The sequence below is a fragment of the Pectobacterium peruviense genome, from assembly GCF_003312355.2.
Taxonomy (GTDB): Bacteria; Pseudomonadota; Gammaproteobacteria; order Enterobacterales; family Enterobacteriaceae; genus Pectobacterium; species Pectobacterium peruviense.
The window spans coordinates 465,009-481,458 of record NZ_CP161826.1 but is presented as its reverse complement, the minus strand read 5'-3'; the positions used below and the strand labels follow the sequence as shown (position 1 = coordinate 481,458).

The window sequence follows — 16,450 nt, the reverse complement described above, 5'->3', positions numbered from 1 at the left end:
CCCAAATGTCGTACCAACTGGCAGCATTGAAGCTAACAGTGTGATATTGATCGTACAAGAGCCGACAACAAGATTTTCATATCCTTTATGCATGACCATTTTCGTCCGCTGAGCGGCGCCCATAATCCGCATCTGCAAACGCTATTGCCACGCTTGATTCGCCGTCACGCGCAGTTCTCACCTGTCTGGCAAGCGCTCGAATTACCGGACGGTGATTTCGTCGATCTGGCGTGGAGCGAAGCGCCCGAACAGGCGAGGCATAAACCACGCGTAGTGTTGTTTCACGGATTGGAAGGCAGCTTTCATAGCCCCTACGCTCACGGTCTCCTACATGCCTGTAAACAGCGTGGCTGGCTGGCCGTCATCATGCATTTTCGCGGGTGCAGCGGGAAGCCCAACCGGATGAAACGTATTTATCACTCCGGCGAAACCAGTGATGCAAGCTATTTCCTGCGCTGGATGCAAGAGACGCTGGGTGAGGCTCCTACCGCTGCCATCGGCGTTTCTCTCGGCGGCAACATGCTGGCCTATCTGCTCGGCCAGCAGGGTGAAGCCTGTTCCCTGTCCGCCGCGGTCATCGTTTCCGCACCATTGATGCTCGAACCTTGTAGCCGCCGGATGGAACAAGGTTTCTCCCGCGTCTATCAGCACTACCTGCTGCACCTGTTGAAACAAAATGCCGGCCGCAAGCTGGCAGCCTACCCAGACACATTGCCGATTCAGTTGCCGCAGTTGAAGCGAATCCGCCAGCTACGGGAGTTTGATGATGTCATTACTTCACGCATCCACGGTTTCCGCGACGCGGCCGACTATTACAAACGCTGTAGCGCCCTGCCGTTGTTGCCTCAGATTCGTAAACCGCTGCTGATCATCCACGCGAAGGACGATCCTTTCATGACGTCCGAGGTCATTCCCGATCTGTCGCAGTTACCGTCTAATATTGAGTATCAGCTAACGGAACACGGTGGGCATGTCGGCTTCGTCGGTGGAACATTGCTGAAACCGGAAATGTGGCTGGAACAGCGCATTCCCAATTGGCTTAGTCCATTTTTGGACCACGCCACCGGTTCTTTTTATTCAGAAACAATTTTTACTCAGGAAACATAGCGTGATAATTCCCTGGCAACAGCTCGATCCAGAAACGCTGGATAACATCATCGAATCTTTCGTGCTGCGCGAAGGCACCGATTACGGCGAACAGGAGCGCTCGCTGGCGCAGAAAGTCGAAGATATCCGCAGTCAGCTCCAATCCGGCGAAGTCGTTTTGGTGTGGTCTGAGTTACATGAAACGCTAAACATTATGCCGCGCGGTCAGCTCAATGCCGGTGGACATGCCCCTTATTGAGCATGGCGAAAGACGTGAAAGAACGCGTCAAACATGCTAACAATGGGAACAATTACGTCATTTTTGAGAATGCGCGCAGGCTTTCAGTCTATGCGGGCATCGAGATCACGGAGTCACGCGCCTTATGTCACATCAACATCCGATTATTGCGGTTACGGGCTCCAGCGGAGCGGGAACCACGACCACCAGTCTGGCCTTCCGTAAGATATTCCAACAGTTCGACCTACGCGCAGCCCAGTTGGAAGGTGACAGCTTTCACCGCTATACCCGCCCGGAAATGGATATGGCAATCCGCAAAGCGCGTGATTTAGGACGCCACATCAGCTACTTCGGCCCAGAAGCGAATGATTTCAGCCTGCTGGAACAGTCGTTTATTGAATATGGCCTACATGGGTGTGGTCAGACGCGTAAATACCTTCATACCTATGATGAAGCGATTCCCTATAACCAGGTTCCTGGGACGTTCACACCGTGGGAACCGATGCCAGAACCTACCGACATCCTATTCTATGAAGGACTGCACGGCGGCGTAGTCACCGAACAAAATGATGTGGCACAGCATGTCGATTTGCTCGTCGGTGTGGTGCCGATCGTCAACCTGGAGTGGATACAAAAGCTGATCCGTGACGTCAATGAGCGCGGCCACTCGCGTGAAGCGGTCATGGATTCCGTTGTCCGCTCCATGGAAGACTACATCACCTATATCACGCCGCAGTTCTCTCGCACCCATATCAACTTCCAGCGCGTACCCACCGTGGATACCTCCAACCCGTTTGCTGCCAAGTCGATCCCCTCACTGGATGAAAGCTTCGTCGTCATCCACTTTCAGGGATTGGATAATATTGATTATCCCTATCTGCTCGCCATGTTGCAGGGCTCGTTTATCTCCCACATCAACACGTTGGTCGTTCCCGGCGGGAAAATGGGGCTGGCAATGGAATTAATCATGGCACCGCTGGTGCAGCGGTTAATCGAAGGGAAAACGATAGAATAAGCATCGAGATACACGCGGAGACCACAGGGTGAGGCCTCTCTACGGGCCCCCCTGTGTTTCCCCTAATAATGGGCTTAAGTAACCAGAATTAGTGCTCAGAGAAAGGAATTATGGCAGTACTCTAATTTCGTGACTGTGTGTCACCTCAACGGCTTTACCCAGCATCAATGCCACAGAACAGTATTTTTCCGCTGACAGCTCGACGGCACGTTCGACGGCTTTATCGGTCAGCCCTTTCCCCGTCACAATAAAATGCAGATTGATATGGGTAAATAAGCGCGGTGCTTCAGACCGACGCTCTGAGGTTAATTTCACCTCACAATCCGCCACATCATTACGGCCCTTTTGCAGAATCGATACCACATCAATTGCGCTGCATCCCCCTACGGACATCAACACCATTTCCATCGGACTGGGCGCTTTATCGCCAGAATTACCGTCCATCAATACCTGATGTCCCGATGAGGATTCGCCCAAAAACGTTAAGCCTTCAACCCATTTTACCCGAGCCTGCATGATGCCTCTCCACTAAAAATTTTTTGAAAATTTATACCGTTACTGTACAAAAACCAGCGTTAATCAGAGCTTTGTCATGCTGAAGCGAGACAACACAAGACACATCCTTAAAGCTGTGTTAAAACGAAAATAGAATAGACCTTTTCTGGACAAACCCAGAAACGAAGAAGATGATGACGTAGCCAGAAATACCCAGCCACGTTTACGGTGCGGCAAAGCAGCAACCGAAAAACCAAGGGTACAGTGGTTCCAGTATATTCCCTGACGTCATTCTGCCTAGACTGAATTTTATTTTTTTTAGCAGTTAAACACGCCGTACAGGGAACTCTGACCCCTGTAATTTGCGCAGTGAATTACAACAGAGGATGATAGCGAATGGTTCTCGGCAAACCGCAGACAGACCCAACTCTCGAATGGTTCCTTTCCCATTGTCATATTCACAAGTATCCATCGAAGAGCACGCTGATTCACCAAGGTGAAAAAGCAGAAACGCTTTACTACATCGTGAAAGGCTCTGTAGCAGTGCTAATCAAAGATGAAGAAGGCAAGGAAATGATTCTTTCCTACCTCAATCAGGGCGATTTTATTGGTGAGCTCGGCCTGTTTGAAGAAGGTCAGGAACGCAGTGCCTGGGTTCGGGCAAAAACCGCCTGTGAAGTGGCTGAAATTTCCTATAAAAAATTCCGCCAGCTCATTCAGGTTAACCCGGATATCCTCATGCGCTTGTCTGCGCAAATGGCAAACAGACTTCAGGTTACTTCAGAAAAAGTCGGCAATCTCGCCTTCCTTGATGTGACCGGCCGTATCGCCCAAACCTTACTCAACCTGGCCAAACAACCTGATGCCATGACGCATCCAGATGGCATGCAAATTAAAATTACCCGTCAGGAAATTGGGCAAATCGTTGGCTGCTCGCGTGAAACCGTGGGCCGCATTCTGAAAATGTTAGAAGACCAGAATCTGATCTCTGCGCACGGTAAAACGATCGTCGTTTACGGCACTCGCTAAACCCTTGTCGCGGTACCCTATGACTAGTCCTGATATGGGTTGACAGTTTTCTGCCTGTAAAACGCCTGATGAACCTCATCGGGCGTTTTGTATTTCAGGGCCTGATGTGGCCGCTCATGGTTATAAATCGCCACAGATTCTTTTACCATTTTCCTCGCTTGTGCCAGATTAGCTGGGCGAGAGAGTAAAAACTCATTTTTCAGGATGCCGTTTATCCGTTCAGCCAGCGCATTCTGATAGCAGTCATAACCATCTGTCATTGAACAGGTTATCCCATTTCTCTCATGTACCGACTGGTAAAGCGCTGAACAGTATTGTAGCCCTCTGTCAGAGTGGTGTATCAACGGCCCTTTTGTTTTTCTTTGTCGTAACGCACGTTTGAAGGCTTTTACCACATTTTCAGTTTGCAGATTATCCCCTACATGGTAACCCATGATTTTTCTGGAACAGGCATCCGTGACCAAACTCAGATAGACCGTGCCACTGCGTACTGGTAGATAAGTAATATCGGCGACCCAGACTTGCTCCGGCTGAAGGACAGTAACCTGTTCGGGGCCAGACTTCAGCAAGTTCGGATGCCGGTAAAAACGATGATGGCTGTTGGTCGTTTTGTGGTATGCCCGCTTTACGGGTACCAGAAGCCGGTGTTTACCCAGTAGGCTAAACAGGCGGTCACGCCCGATATTGAGTGTTTCACCTGCCTGACGGTTCAACAGAGAGTGGAGTTTGCGTGTGCCTATACGTGGCTGACGGCACCGAACTCGGGCAATAAAATCAAGAACCTGACTATTGTGTTCATGTCGTTTATTGCACCTTGCATTATGCTGGTACCATGCCTGTCTGCTGTGCCCCAGGAGCTGGCATGCGCGTGTCACGGTGACTTTTGGGGCCTGACTCTGCGCAAGGACTTGCCGGGCCGCTTTTTTACGACACTTACCCCGTAATCATTTTTCAGGACGTTGATAACAGATTCAAAAAACTCAGCTTTCTGATTCGCCAGCTTAAGCTGCTCTTCAAGTTCTTTGATTCTTTGCTCGGGTGTAAGTGGGGTATTTGTCTGAGCCACAAGCAGTTTCCTTTTCATCAGGTCAGGAAGTCCGGGACTCCAGTCAAGCTGGCCATATTTACGCAGCCAGACAAGAACGGTGGAGCGCCCCTGAATGCCATATCGCTGCTGGGCCTGTTTATAGGTCATCTCGCCTTTTTCGACCTGTTCAACGACGGCTATTTTAAAGGATAGAGGATAATCACGTTGGGTACGTTTGAACTCAGTCATCATCACGTTCTCCGTATTTAAGTCAGGGACGTGTCAACGCTATTCAGGACGGATCACTACCAATAAAAAAGCGTGAAGCCTCGGCCTCACGCTTTTTTTATGCCGAGCTTCCTGCTCGCCACCTAACGGGAAGTCGCAAGCGATGTTGAGAGCGTAATCAGTGTGCTGCGTTAACCACTTGAGCGACGGCTTTGGCGAATTTATCCATCCCCTGCGCGATATCATCTTCATCAATGATCAAAGACGGTACAAAGCGGATCACGTTCGGCCCTGCCATCAACACCATCAGCCCCTGAGCCGTTGCAGCAGCCAAGAACTCGCCCGCACGGCCATGCCATTGAGGTTTCAGCTCAGCCCCCAGCAAAAGCCCCATACCGCGAACCTGATCAAATACACCATACTGCTGGTTGATTTTATCAAGTTCACTGATAAAACGATCGTGACGATCCGCGACACCAGACAATACTTCTGGCGTGTTGATGACATCCAGCGCGGCTTCCGCCACCGCACAGGCCAGAGGATTGCCGCCATAGGTGGTACCGTGTACCCCAACGGTCATGACTGATGCGATCTCTTCCGTCGTCAGCATCGCACTAATAGGGAAACCACCGCCCAACGCTTTAGCCGTTGTCAGGATATCCGGCGTAATACCATAGTGCATATAGCTGAATAATTTACCGGTACGCCCCATCCCGCTCTGCACTTCATCAAACACCAGCAGCGCTTTATGTTGATCGCACAAATCACGAACGCCCTGTAAAAACTCAGGCGTCGCGGGTGTAATACCGCCTTCGCCCTGAATCGGCTCCAGCACGACCGCACAGGTATGATCGTCCATCACCGCTTTAACAGCCGCCAGATCGTTGAACGGAACGTGCACAATATCCGCAGGCTTAGGTCCGAAGCCATCGGCATATTTAGGCTGTCCGCCAACTGAAACGGTGAACAGCGTACGGCCATGGAACGCATTGTAGAAGGCGATGATCTTGGTTTTATATGGACTATGGCGTTTAACCGCATAGTGGCGCGCCAGCTTAAATGCGGCCTCGTTTGCCTCTGCACCGGAGTTAACAAAGAACACGCGGTCAGCAAAAGTGGCATCAATCAATTTGCTGGCAAGGCGTAGCGCAGGCTCATTGGTGAAAATATTGCTGGTGTGCCACAGTTTTTCGCCCTGCTGCTGCAATGCGTTAACCAGCGCAGGATGGCAGTGACCGAGCGCCGTGACGGCGATACCACCGGAGAAATCGATATATTCACGACCGTCCTGATCCCAGACGCGGCTCCCTTTACCTTTCACTGGTACAAACTTCGCGGGTGCATAAACCGGCAAAATCACTTTATCGTGAGTATCCCGTGTCACTGCTTTCTGCTCTGCTGCCATTTGCTGCCTCACTCTGCTGCCCATCATGTCGAAATGAAAATATAGTCAATAAATATGCATAAAAAATCAATCACAGGCAATCTTAAATCGGCTATTGAAAAGAATAACTCTCTATATAGTTAAATTTTAAGGAAATTATCCAGAAGCTGATGCCCTTGCTGACTAAGAATACTCTCGGGGTGAAACTGCACCCCTTCTAGCGGTAAGGAGCGATGGCGTATCCCCATAATCTCATCACGCTGCCCTTCATATTCGCTCCAGGCCGTGACCTCAAAGCAATCAGGTAGCGAAGTGGAATCAATAATGAGTGAATGATAGCGGGTGACCGTCAAAGGCTGAGCCAACCCGGTGAAAACCCCCGCATCGCTGTGCGCAATTGCCGAGGTTTTACCGTGCATCACCTGCCGTGCCCGCACCACACGCGCGCCGAACGCCTGCCCCATCGCCTGATGACCAAGACACACACCCAGAATAGGCAATTTATCGGCAAAGTGACGAATAGCAGCCAGTGAAATGCCCGCTTCATCCGGCGTACAGGGACCCGGTGAAATGACCAATCGCTCAGGCGCAAGCTGCTCAATCTCACGTAGCGTCAGTTCATCATTACGCTTCACCACGACCTCTGCGCCAAGCTCACAAAAGTATTGGTAAAGGTTGTAGGTAAAGGAGTCGTAGTTATCAATAATCAGTAGCATAGTCATTGCACAGTTAGTCGGGAAAGCGGTACTAACATACATGAAATTCACATCAGGTACCCAGCCCTTGTCGCCAGCAAAGACAAAAGACGTGCCATCCCTACGCAATAAGTTAGCGCAATAATAATTATGACGATCACAAATGATTTATTTATACAAAAAGCACTTTTATTAATAGGTAATATTTATTATTTATCTCTATAGAAAACTATTTTTCTGAAATCATTTTTAACAAAAAAAATAATAAACAAAAAACCATCATGAATTAATTAGAGTTTTTAGATTAGGCAGGTTAGTTCATGGGATTTATCTTTCTAACCAATATTTATCTTTAACTTTTGACGACGATCACAATTGCTAATAAGCGAATAAAACCCTAGAAATGAGACGGATGAAAAATAAAGAACAAAGTTTAAATAAAAAACACAAGACATTGATTTAAATGACTTTAAGTGGAAATTAGTTTCTATTTAAAAGCAATAAACACAAATCCTCTCAGCTGTCCTCTGTTATTTAATTAATATATTTAACGCCCCATCTTGTTTTGTTTATTTTTTCTGTTAACACTTAGCTCGGCTTTATAGACAAACCTTAATTTCATTTTTGTTGAAACAGCCATTTTATTACACAGGGTGTGTAGTGATAAATACCCAAAAAATTCTATGTCAAGGAGAGTACACAATGAAATACCTACTGCCTTCTGCAGCCGCTGGGCTGTTGCTGCTTGCTGCCCAACCGACAATGGCGGCAAATACGGGGGGTTATGCCACCACTGACGGCGGCGATGTTTCCGGCGCTGTGAAAAAAACCGCACGCTCTCTGCAAGAGATCGTCGATATCATTGAGGCAGCGAAAAAGGATTCAAGTGGTAAAGCAGTCAAAGGTGGAGCCTACCCGCTCGTCATTACCTATAACGGTAATGAAGATGCACTAATCAAAGCGGCTGAAGCTAACATCTGTGGCCAATGGAGCAAAGATCCGCGTGGTGTAGAAATCAAAGAGTTCACCAAAGGGATCACTATCCTCGGTACTAATGGGTCTTCCGCTAACTTCGGCATCTGGGTGGTTAACTCTTCCAATGTTGTCGTACGTAACATGCGCTTCGGTTATATGCCGGGTGGCGCAAAAGATGGTGACGCTATCCGTATTGATAACTCACCGAACGTCTGGATCGACCACAATGAGATCTTCGCCAAGAACTTCGAATGCGCTGGTACACCAGACAACGACACCACTTTTGAATCGGCTGTCGATATCAAGAAAGCCTCAACCAACGTCACCGTGTCGTACAACTATATTCATGGCGTGAAAAAGGTCGGTTTGAGCGGTTCAAGCAACACGGATACGGGTCGCAACCTGACTTACCATCACAATATTTACAGCGATGTTAACTCACGTCTGCCACTGCAACGTGGTGGTCAGGTGCATGCTTATAACAACCTGTATGACGGCATCAAAAGTTCAGGCTTTAACGTCCGTCAGAAAGGGATCGCGCTGATCGAAAGCAACTGGTTCGAAAATGCCCTCAACCCTGTGACCGCACGTAATGACGATTCCAACTTCGGTACCTGGGAACTGCGTAACAACAACATTACCAGCCCGTCTGATTTTGCTAAATACAACATCACCTGGGGTAAACCATCCACACCGCACATCAATGCGGATGACTGGAAGAGCACCGGCAAATTCCCTGCCGTCCCGTATAGCTACTCCCCTGTTTCCGCACAGTGCGTGAAGGATAAACTGGCGAACTATGCTGGCGTAGGTAAAAACCAGGCAGTACTGACAGCAGCCAACTGTAAATAAATGCATTAATCCCGGCGTATTCACTCTGCGCCGGGTTCTTCCTGAGCGAGTTCTTTGGGCTCGCTCATTTTTTACGGCACATGGAGATGAATAATAATTATTTCTTAACAAACTAAAATTCAATGTAAAATTAACCCATACAAAAACAAAACTGAATGCGCCTGTGATATTATATTTTGACTTAAGATGAATTATTTACGTTAGTCTCAGCGCTCAACATCATAAAAGTAGCGATGTAAAATCATATAGATAAAGAAACCAGAATAAATCAATCATCCATTTAAATAATAACCTACTGATTTTCAATTATTTTAAAAGAATATCGTTTCCTATAAAATCCAAATCATCCAATCATCAGTATTACAAAATGTTTCCGCTGTAATACATTTAACATTTCACCCTTGAATTGAACTTATTTTTTGACCACACTCCCCTTGGTTTTTCATCAAAATTGATGATTCATTTTTGTTGAAAAATGTGTGTCGGGCATATGGAGCGATAAATGCCCATGAAATTCTATTCCAAGGAGACAGTCATAATGAAATACCTATTGCCTACGGCAGCCACTGGATTGTTATTACTCGCGGCTCAGCCAGCGATGGCAGCAAATACGGGCGGCTATGCCACCACAGATGGTGGAGAAGTTTCCGGCGCTGTGAAGAAAACCGCACGTTCTCTGCAAGAAATTGTGGATATTATTGAAGCTGCGAAAGTGGACTCAAAAGGCAAGAAAGTCAAAGGCGGTGCTTACCCGCTCATCATCACCTATAACGGTAATGAAGATTCATTAATCAAAGCGGCTGAAAAGAATATTTGCGGCCAATGGAGTAAGGACGCTCGCGGCGTACAAATCAAAGAGTTCACCAAAGGCATTACCATCCAAGGTACCAATGGTTCATCCGCCAACTTCGGTGTCTGGATCGTGAACTCCTCTGACGTCGTAGTACGTAATATGCGCTTCGGCTATATGCCAGGCGGTGCGCAAGACGGCGATGCCATTCGTGTTGATAACTCTCCAAACGTCTGGATTGACCACAACGAGATCTTTGCCAAGAACTTTGAGTGTAAAGGCACACCAGACAATGACACGACTTTTGAATCGGCCGTCGATATCAAAAAAGGGTCAACCAACGTCACGGTGTCATATAACTACATTCATGGCATCAAGAAAGTCGGCCTGAGCGGCGCAAGCAATACGGATACGGGACGTAACCTGACTTACCATCACAATATTTACAGCGATGTTAACTCACGTCTGCCGCTGCAGCGTGGTGGTCTGGTTCACGCCTACAACAACCTGTATGACGGCATCACTGGCTCCGGCTTTAACGTCCGCCAGAAAGGGATTGCGCTGATCGAAAGCAACTGGTTCGAAAATGCGCTCAACCCAGTGACGGCACGTAACGACAGCTCCAACTTCGGTACTTGGGAGTTGCGTAACAACAACATCACAAAACCAGCGGACTTCTCCAAATACAACATCACCTGGGGTCGCCCTTCTACGCCTCACGTCAATGCTGATGATTGGAAAAGCACCGGCAAGTTCCCTTCCATTTCTTACAAATACTCTCCGGTTTCGGCGCAGTGTGTGAAGGATAAACTGGCAAACTATGCTGGCGTGGGTAAAAACCTGGCGGTACTGACAGCAGCTAACTGCAAATAAACGCGGTCTGATTTACCCTTGAGCGAGCTCTTAGAGCTCGCTTATTTTTTATGAGGACCGACAAATGAACATGAGTATGCATCCCAATAAAGAGGGAATAAATTAAATATCATGCTAATTATTTTATAAGTTAATTATCTTTGTTATTGATGTAATCAAAAATAATTCACAACACGGGATTAATTAATAATTTGATCGGCGTCAATTATTTTTTGACATGGTCATCTCAATGAAGAATTTTACTTATTTCTTGATGGCGCTCACATTTATCACCTTTATCAAAACTCTCCCAACGTAGAATAACAAAACGAAATATAATTTTATTTTTCATAAAAACTCTGAATGCATCTATTTTATAAAAAATGAAAAAAATATCATCATTTAAAATAGAGACTTATTAATCATCAGCATTCCCCTGCGTTATTCAGTCGATATATTTAATATCTAAATATTGAATTATTTTATTTTTATGATAACACTTAATCTGGGTTTCAATAAACCTAGATTTCATTTTTATTGAAACACCAAAACAATATAATCTGGGTGATGTGGAACATTAATACCCAAAAAATTCTATTCCAAGGAGAGTACCCTAATGAAATACCTACTGCCTTCTACAGCCGCTGGGCTGTTATTACTTGCGGCTCAACCGACAATGGCGGCAAATACGGGAGGTTATGCCACCACTGATGGTGGTAACGTTGCTGGTGCAGTGAACAAAACGGCGCGCTCTATGCAAGATATCATTGATATTATCGAAGAGGCGAAGCTGGATTCTAAAGGTAAGAAAGTCAAAGGTGGGGCTTACCCACTCATCATCACCTATAACGGTAATGAAGACGCGCTGATCAAAGCTGCCGAGAACAATATCTGCGGCCAGTGGAGTAAAGATGCTCGCGGTGTGGAAATCAAAGAGTTTACCAAAGGGGTTACCATCATCGGTACCAACGGATCTTCCGCTAACTTCGGGATCTGGCTGACAAAATCATCCGATGTCATCATCCGTAATATGCGCTTTGGTTACATGCCGGGCGGCGCGCAGGACGGTGATGCCATTCGTATCGATAACACGCCGAACGTCTGGATTGACCACAACGAAATCTTCGCGAAAAACTTTGAATGCGCAGGAACAAAAGACGGTGACACCACCTTTGAATCTGCGATTGATATCAAGAAAGCCTCTACCAACGTGACGGTGTCGTACAACTACATTCACGGCATCAAAAAGGTGGGGCTGAGCGGCTTCAGCAGCAGCGATACGGGCCGCGATCTGACTTACCATCACAATATTTACGACGACGTTAACGCGCGTCTCCCACTGCAACGTGGCGGTCAGGTTCACGCTTACAACAACCTGTATACCGGCATCACTAGTTCTGGCCTGAACGTACGCCAGAAAGGGATTGCGCTGATCGAACGTAACTGGTTCGAGAATGCGAAAAACCCAGTGACCTCACGTTACGACGGTTCCAACTTCGGTACCTGGGAACTGCGTAATAACAACGTCATGAGCCCGGCCGACTTCGCTAAATACAATATCACTTGGGATAAAGACACCAAGGCCTACGTGAATGCTGAAGACTGGAAAAGCACCGGCACGTTCGCTTCACTCCCTTACAGCTACTCTCCGGTTTCACCACAGTGCGTGAAGGACAAACTGGCAAACTATGCTGGTGTGAACAAAAACCTGGCCGTGCTAACAGCAGCAAATTGCAACTAATCACGAAGTGTAAAGTGTACTAAGCGGACTTCAGGCTCCTACCCTCATTGTCCTGTGCTAGCAGGAGCCTGCAAGCGAGCTTAACGCCCGTCGATTTATCGTTCGGGCCATACTTGAGCGAGCCCTAAGGGCTCGCTCATTTTTATCGTTAATATTCAAGGAAATGAAATGAAACGTTCTCTTCTGTTCGCCGCACTGTTCAGCACCTGCACAGTATTCAGTGTCGGCATACCGATGGCTAGCGCCGCCACGCCAGCGGCACCAGAGTTGAAAGGATTCGGAACGGATACCGTGGCAGGCAGCGGTGGACGCATTATTCGCGTCACAACGCTGGCTTCTTCCGGAGCCGGTTCACTCAGAGAAGCACTGGCCACCAAAGGGCCACGCATTATCGTTTTCGAGGTTGGTGGCATCATCGACCTGAATAAAAGTGACCTTCGATTAGCTGAGCCATTTGTCACTATCGCTGGCCAAACTGCTCCCTCTCCCGGTATCACGATCATTCGCGGCGGGATGGGGATTAGCACGCATGATGTTCTCATGCAGCATATTCGTTTTCGCATCGGCGATGCCGGTACGGGTAAAAAAAGCGGCTTTGAACGCGATGTTTCAATCAACGGCAAAGATGCCTATAACGTGGTGATCGACCACTCCAGTTTCGCCTGGGGGACAGATGAGAACCTGTCTATCTCCGGCCCACGCTACGACGGGCCGCAGGGCACCGCACACCGCATCACGCTTTCAAATAATATCGTTGCTGAAGGCTTATACGACTCGGCTCACACTAAAGGCATTCACTCGATGGGGACGCTGGTTCACGATAACGTGACTGACGTATCGATCGTGGGCAGCCTGTATGCCCACAACAACGAACGCAACGCCTGGTTCAAGGCGGGTTCAACAGGCGTCATGGTCAATAATCTGATCTACAATCCCGGCATCTGGGGCGTTCGCGTTGGTGGTGTAAAAGGAGAATGGGAAGGGAAAACCATGCCTGCCAGCCCGCGTGTTTCCGTTGCGGGTAACGTGATGCACTACGGCGCAAATACCAAAGCGGGTTTAGGGCTGGTAGGGAGCAACAGCTCCGGCGATGTCTGGATGTCGGATAACCTCGCCTACGATGCCAAAGGCAGCGCTGCTCCGCAAACGTCAGGCACTGGGATTACGTTACTCAAGGTGTCCCCTATTTGGCCAGCGGGCTTAACGGCATCAGCGGCCAGCGCCGTCACCAATCAGGTACTGCAAAGCGCAGGCGCACGCCCCAAAGATCGTGATGCCGTCGATAAGCGTATCGTGGATAACGTCAAACAGCGGAAAGGTGGCTTCGTGAACAGCCAGGAAGACGTTGGCGGCTACCCCGTTGCAACGGCAACCTACCGTCAACTGAACGTACCCAGTACCGGCGTGGACGCCTGGCTACAACAGATGGCAAAAGCGCTGGAGTAACGTGCTAGCTGAAACGTTAAGATCGCAAAAGGCCACTCTCGTGGCCTTTTTCATATTCTCAGTGTCTTACTTCTCTATCTCACCAATCAAGGCAACACCTTCGCGGATTGAATCACAATCGGCGCAGTCGGTACGTTCTGATAAGGCCCGACGTTTTTCGTTGGTACCTGCGAGATCTTATCTACGATTTCCATGCCCTTAACCACTTTACCGAACACAGCGTAACCAAAATCACGCTGCCCGTGGTCGAGGAAAGCGTTGTCCGCTATGTTGATAAAGAACTGGCTGGTCGCACTGTCTTTGTCAGACGTACGCGCCATGGCAATCGTGCCGCGCTGGTTACGCAAACCGTTATCGGCTTCATTCTTGATCGGCGCATTCGGCGCTTTCTGGTTCATTTCGCCAGAAAAGCCGCCACCCTGCACCATAAAGCCAGGGATCACACGGTGAAATGTCGTCCCGTTATAAAAACCGTTGTTAACGTACTCGACGAAATTTTTTACCGAAACCGGTGCCTTTTGGTTATCTAAAGACAGTTCGATATTGCCTGCGGACGTCGTCAACAGCACATGAGTGGTGCCGGAAGCCGCAAAGGCTGGAGAAAATGCCGTCAGTGAAATAAGGGCTGCCGCAGCAACCAGAGTACGTTTGAACATGAGAATTCCTTTTTGAAGAGGCCAACTACAGAAAGCGTAATGATTGTAAGTATCCGCACTCTTCAACGCCACCCATTTACCTTTTTTTACGTATAAAAGTCTGTTCGTAACCAACTGTGATCGAAAACCTGCGTGAAAGATAAAAAAAGGGCCGATTGCTCGGCCCTCAGACCGTACGGAACGAGAACGGGGAATGGGATAGAAGAGTAAAACGTCCGCTCCAGGGACGTACTTGCCGCGTCTTTACGATCTACCCATTATCACCGCTCAGCAAACTCAGCCCATACGCTCCGAGCGCACCGCCAGATCGCGACTGTACTGACGACTGGCCTCCACCAGCATCGAGGTATAAGCATCCTTCGGCACATCGCTGGTCAGGTCGTCGGTTTCTAGCGTTTCCAGTATCTTACCGTACTGCATCACCGCGACTTTATGGCATAGGTGGGAAATCACGCCCAAATCATGCGTCACCATCAGGTAAGTCAGCTTTTCCTGCTGCTGCAACTCCGTCAGTAGATTGAGAATTTCCGCCTGCACCGACACATCCAGCGCCGACGTTGGCTCATCCAGCAGCAACACTCTCGGCTCCAGAATCAACGCTCGGGCAATCGCCACACGCTGGCGCTGTCCACCCGATAGCTGATGCGGATAACGGCGACGGAAATTGGTTCCCAGCCCGACTTTCTCCAGCAAGGTATCGATGCGATCGTCACGATCGTCAAAGCGGTGGATCGACAGCGGTTCCTCCAGAATCGACTCCACAGTATGACGAGGGTGCAGCGATCCGTACGGATCCTGAAACACCATCTGTACCCGACGGCAGCGCGCCTGATCGATCCGGTGCGCCAGCTTCTTCCCATCAATCAGCAGCGTGCCTTCCCAGTGATTAAATAGCCCTGCCAGACACTTCAGCACCGTGGTTTTGCCGGAACCCGACTCCCCTACCAGACCAAAGATATCGCCATCGTTGACGGTAAGATTCACATCGTACAACACCTGATTCTTCGTACTGCCCTGACCAAAAGAGAGATTCAGGTTATTCACTTCGATCATCGGCTTACGCTGACCCATTGCTTCAGTTGCCATGATTATCCCCTTTATCCATTGATCCAGGCTGGATCGCGATTCATCACCGGCAAACGCGGACGTCGGTGGTCGATATCCGGCAGCGAATTCAGCAACCCACGCGTGTACGGATGCTGTGCGTTGTCCAGATCGGCGGCAGCAATCGACTCCACGACGCGCCCGGCATACATCACCAGCACCCGATCGCAGAAGCTGCGCACCAGATTGATATCGTGACTGATAAAAATCAGCCCCAGACCGCGCTCACTCACCAGATCGTCCAACATCGCCAACACCTGCAAGCGCACGGACACATCCAGTGCGGAGGTAGGTTCATCGGCAATCACGATTTCGGGTTCGGTAATTAGCATCATTGCAATCATGATGCGCTGCCCCTGCCCGCCCGAGATCTCATGGGGATACAACTTGTAGACACGCTCTGGCTGACGAATCCGCACCACGTCCAGCATCGCCATGACCTTTTCCTTCGCCTCACGGTGCGACACCTTATGGTGTGCCAGATAGGCTTCGGCAATCTGATCGCCAACGCAAACCACCGGGTTCAGCGAATATTTGGGGTCCTGCATAATCATGGATATGCGTTTGCCGCGAATCTGACGCATCCGCGCCTCATCCGCTTTCAGCAGATCGGTATCACCGAAGCGCAGTTTGTCCGCCGTAATCCGCGCACTGTGCGGATGCAGTTGCAACAGCGCACGGCCGACCGTCGATTTACCGGAGCCAGATTCGCCGACAATTGCCAACTTTTCACAGCCCAGCGTGAAGGAGACACCGCGCACGGCATCCGTCACAACACCACGGTTCACGAAGCCTACCCGCAGATTTTCCACTTCCATCAGGGGCGAGCTTCCCGGC

The 16,450-nt window shown here is 49.0% G+C and carries 15 protein-coding genes; 8 read left to right on the top strand and 7 right to left on the bottom strand.

Translation table 11 applies throughout. The features are described 5' to 3' along the window. Positions 1-87: 87 nt before the first annotated feature. The 3 genes from DUT67_RS02145 to DUT67_RS02135 all read left to right on the top strand — a co-directional run bounded on the left by DUT67_RS02145 (position 88) and on the right by DUT67_RS02135 (position 2,339). Positions 88-1,107 carry a hydrolase gene (locus tag DUT67_RS02145; protein ID WP_113633032.1) on the top strand — a complete coding sequence of 340 codons (1,020 nt, stop codon included), beginning with the start codon at positions 88-90 and terminating at the stop codon, positions 1,105-1,107. A 1-nt stretch (position 1,108) separates the two neighbouring features. Continuing rightward, positions 1,109-1,345, top strand: coding sequence for a YheU family protein (locus tag DUT67_RS02140; RefSeq protein WP_048262706.1), 237 nt, complete (start codon positions 1,109-1,111; stop codon positions 1,343-1,345). 124 nt (positions 1,346-1,469) lie between these two features. Beyond that, the gene (locus DUT67_RS02135) at positions 1,470-2,339 is read left to right on the top strand and encodes a phosphoribulokinase (RefSeq protein ID WP_113633031.1); all 870 of its coding nucleotides are present in this window, start codon (positions 1,470-1,472) and stop codon (positions 2,337-2,339) included. Between the two features lie 108 nt (positions 2,340-2,447). On the opposite strand, the gene DUT67_RS02130 is transcribed toward DUT67_RS02135, so the two are convergent. Further along, positions 2,448-2,855 carry an OsmC family protein gene (locus DUT67_RS02130; protein ID WP_113633030.1) on the bottom strand — a complete coding sequence of 136 codons (408 nt, stop codon included), beginning with the start codon at positions 2,853-2,855 and terminating at the stop codon, positions 2,448-2,450. A gap of 375 nt (positions 2,856-3,230) precedes the next feature. Here DUT67_RS02130 and crp point away from each other — a divergent pair, with 375 nt between their 5' ends. Continuing rightward, entirely contained in the window at positions 3,231-3,863 is a 633-nt protein-coding gene (gene crp / locus DUT67_RS02125) for a cAMP-activated global transcriptional regulator CRP (protein WP_005969523.1), read from the top strand. A 23-nt stretch (positions 3,864-3,886) separates the two neighbouring features. Here the strand turns inward: crp and DUT67_RS02120 are convergent. From DUT67_RS02120 to DUT67_RS02110, 3 genes are all read right to left on the bottom strand, one after another. Continuing rightward, positions 3,887-5,142, bottom strand: a protein-coding gene (locus DUT67_RS02120) for an IS3 family transposase (protein WP_113628139.1) whose coding sequence is annotated in 2 segments (ribosomal slippage) — positions 3,887-4,791 and positions 4,791-5,142 — 1,257 coding nt in all. Because the reading frame shifts where the segments join, the coding sequence is not laid out codon by codon here. Positions 5,143-5,296: 154 nt separating this feature from the next. Then, on the bottom strand, positions 5,297-6,523 hold the full coding sequence (locus tag DUT67_RS02115; protein ID WP_048262710.1) for an aspartate aminotransferase family protein: 1,227 nt from the start codon (positions 6,521-6,523) through the stop codon (positions 5,297-5,299). A gap of 119 nt (positions 6,524-6,642) precedes the next feature. After that, positions 6,643-7,218, bottom strand: a complete 576-nt coding sequence (locus DUT67_RS02110; protein WP_113627013.1) for an aminodeoxychorismate synthase component II — start codon at positions 7,216-7,218, stop codon at positions 6,643-6,645. A 681-nt stretch (positions 7,219-7,899) separates the two neighbouring features. Here DUT67_RS02110 and pelA point away from each other — a divergent pair. From pelA to pelZ, 4 genes are all read left to right on the top strand, one after another. Then, a complete protein-coding gene (gene pelA / locus DUT67_RS02105; RefSeq protein ID WP_048262712.1) occupies positions 7,900-9,024 on the top strand; it encodes a pectate lyase PelA in 1,125 nt (374 codons plus the stop codon). A 538-nt stretch (positions 9,025-9,562) separates the two neighbouring features. Continuing rightward, entirely contained in the window at positions 9,563-10,687 is a 1,125-nt protein-coding gene (pelB, locus tag DUT67_RS02100) for a pectate lyase PelB (protein ID WP_048262714.1), read from the top strand. A gap of 595 nt (positions 10,688-11,282) precedes the next feature. Then, on the top strand, positions 11,283-12,407 hold the full coding sequence (pelC, locus tag DUT67_RS02095) for a pectate lyase PelC (RefSeq protein WP_048262716.1): 1,125 nt from the start codon (positions 11,283-11,285) through the stop codon (positions 12,405-12,407). Between the two features lie 168 nt (positions 12,408-12,575). Then, positions 12,576-13,853 (top strand): pectate lyase PelZ, encoded by a 1,278-nt coding sequence (pelZ, locus tag DUT67_RS02090; protein ID WP_113632626.1) that lies wholly within the window; start codon positions 12,576-12,578, stop codon positions 13,851-13,853. Between the two features lie 86 nt (positions 13,854-13,939). Here pelZ and ppiA read toward each other — a convergent pair whose 3' ends face one another. From ppiA to DUT67_RS02075, 3 genes are all read right to left on the bottom strand, one after another. Then, positions 13,940-14,509 (bottom strand): peptidylprolyl isomerase A, encoded by a 570-nt coding sequence (gene ppiA / locus DUT67_RS02085; RefSeq protein WP_048262719.1) that lies wholly within the window; start codon positions 14,507-14,509, stop codon positions 13,940-13,942. A gap of 276 nt (positions 14,510-14,785) precedes the next feature. Continuing rightward, entirely contained in the window at positions 14,786-15,562 is a 777-nt protein-coding gene (locus tag DUT67_RS02080) for an ABC transporter ATP-binding protein (protein ID WP_189339534.1), read from the bottom strand. Positions 15,563-15,606: 44 nt separating this feature from the next. Beyond that, on the bottom strand, positions 15,607-16,431 hold the full coding sequence (locus tag DUT67_RS02075; protein ID WP_048262722.1) for an ABC transporter ATP-binding protein: 825 nt from the start codon (positions 16,429-16,431) through the stop codon (positions 15,607-15,609). Between the last annotated feature and the right edge of the window lie 19 nt (positions 16,432-16,450).

Excerpts from the sequence above, each read along its gene's own strand:
- DUT67_RS02135 (WP_113633031.1), top strand. The coding sequence starts at position 1,470 with ATGTCACATCAACATCCGATTATTGCGGTTACGGGCTCCAGCGGAGCG.
- DUT67_RS02110 (WP_113627013.1), bottom strand. The coding sequence starts at position 7,218 with ATGCTACTGATTATTGATAACTACGACTCCTTTACCTACAACCTTTAC.
- crp (WP_005969523.1), top strand. The coding sequence starts at position 3,231 with ATGGTTCTCGGCAAACCGCAGACAGACCCAACTCTCGAATGGTTCCTT.
- pelZ (WP_113632626.1), top strand. The coding sequence starts at position 12,576 with ATGAAACGTTCTCTTCTGTTCGCCGCACTGTTCAGCACCTGCACAGTA.
- DUT67_RS02130 (WP_113633030.1), bottom strand. The coding sequence starts at position 2,855 with ATGCAGGCTCGGGTAAAATGGGTTGAAGGCTTAACGTTTTTGGGCGAA.
- DUT67_RS02115 (WP_048262710.1), bottom strand. The coding sequence starts at position 6,523 with ATGGCAGCAGAGCAGAAAGCAGTGACACGGGATACTCACGATAAAGTG.
- DUT67_RS02075 (WP_048262722.1), bottom strand. The coding sequence starts at position 16,431 with ATGGAAGTGGAAAATCTGCGGGTAGGCTTCGTGAACCGTGGTGTTGTG.
- pelB (WP_048262714.1), top strand. The coding sequence starts at position 9,563 with ATGAAATACCTATTGCCTACGGCAGCCACTGGATTGTTATTACTCGCG.
- ppiA (WP_048262719.1), bottom strand. The coding sequence starts at position 14,509 with ATGTTCAAACGTACTCTGGTTGCTGCGGCAGCCCTTATTTCACTGACG.
- DUT67_RS02080 (WP_189339534.1), bottom strand. The coding sequence starts at position 15,562 with ATGATCGAAGTGAATAACCTGAATCTCTCTTTTGGTCAGGGCAGTACG.
- DUT67_RS02145 (WP_113633032.1), top strand. The coding sequence starts at position 88 with ATGCATGACCATTTTCGTCCGCTGAGCGGCGCCCATAATCCGCATCTG.
- pelA (WP_048262712.1), top strand. The coding sequence starts at position 7,900 with ATGAAATACCTACTGCCTTCTGCAGCCGCTGGGCTGTTGCTGCTTGCT.
- pelC (WP_048262716.1), top strand. The coding sequence starts at position 11,283 with ATGAAATACCTACTGCCTTCTACAGCCGCTGGGCTGTTATTACTTGCG.